This window comes from Thioclava arctica, from assembly GCF_040892615.1.
Lineage (GTDB): Bacteria > Pseudomonadota > Alphaproteobacteria > Rhodobacterales > Rhodobacteraceae > Thioclava > Thioclava arctica.
Genome location: NZ_JBFRYC010000044.1, coordinates 1 through 894, shown reverse-complemented (window position 1 = coordinate 894; position 894 = coordinate 1). Strand labels below are relative to the sequence as shown.

Below are 894 nucleotides of genomic sequence, written 5' to 3'. Positions count from 1 at the left end.
GGCTCTGGCGCACATTGTGTGATGTTTGACGGCTCCACTCCTACATTTGGCGCAGATGCTGAAGGGGATGATCATCATGACAGGGCGTTTCGACACCAAGCTGTTGCCTGAAGGGCTTCGCGCCACCGGATACAGCGTGGACGGCGCGATCCTCGCGATTGACGCAGAAATTATGGACGCGGAAGTAATCTGTCCGGGCTGCGGACAGCGGTCTTCCCGTCGGCATGGACGTTATGTCCGGCACCTTATGGATTTTCCAGCGCATGGTCGCGCCGTTCAGGTGCGTTTATCGGTGCGACGGTTCCGCTGTGTTGCGTCGCACTGTTCCATCACGACTTTCAGCGAGAAAGTCCCGGATTGCCTTGCGTGCCGTCATGGTCGTCGGACCGGGCGATTTCAGGACCTCGTCGCCTACCTCGGCCGCGCGATGGGCGGTCGGCCAGCCCAGGCACTTGGACGCCGACTGCGGTTCGGTGTGAGCAAGGACACCTTCCTCCGCGGGGCTGCGTCAGGTGCGCGGACCATGGGCTTTGAACCGCGCGTCATCGGGATCGATGACTGGGCCTGGCGCAAGGGACAGCGCTATGGAACGCTGATCTGCGATCTCGAACGGCGTGCCGTCATCGACCTGCTGCCGGATCGCGAGCCTGCGACCGTCGCTGCCTGGCTGCGTCAGCATCCGCAGATCGAAGTCGTCGCGCGAGACCGGAACGGCGGATACAGGAAGGCGATTTCCGAAGCGCTTCCTGATGCGACCCAAGTCGCCGACCGTTGGCATCTCCTGCAGAACGCGAGCGATGCGTTTCTGGCCGCCGTCCGTCGAGCAATGCCCGTCATAAGAAGAACGGCCTGCAGCGCTGAACTGGATCCCGGCATTCTGACGGCGGCGGAACG

General features: G+C 62.6%; 1 protein-coding gene. It reads left to right on the top strand.

Going from position 1 to position 894, the window contains the following annotated elements; all coding sequences use genetic code 11:
- Window positions 1-76: 76 nt before the first annotated feature.
- Window positions 77-894: ISL3 family transposase (locus AB4874_RS19840; protein ID WP_368393309.1), on the top strand; the 818-nt coding region annotated here is incomplete at its 3' end.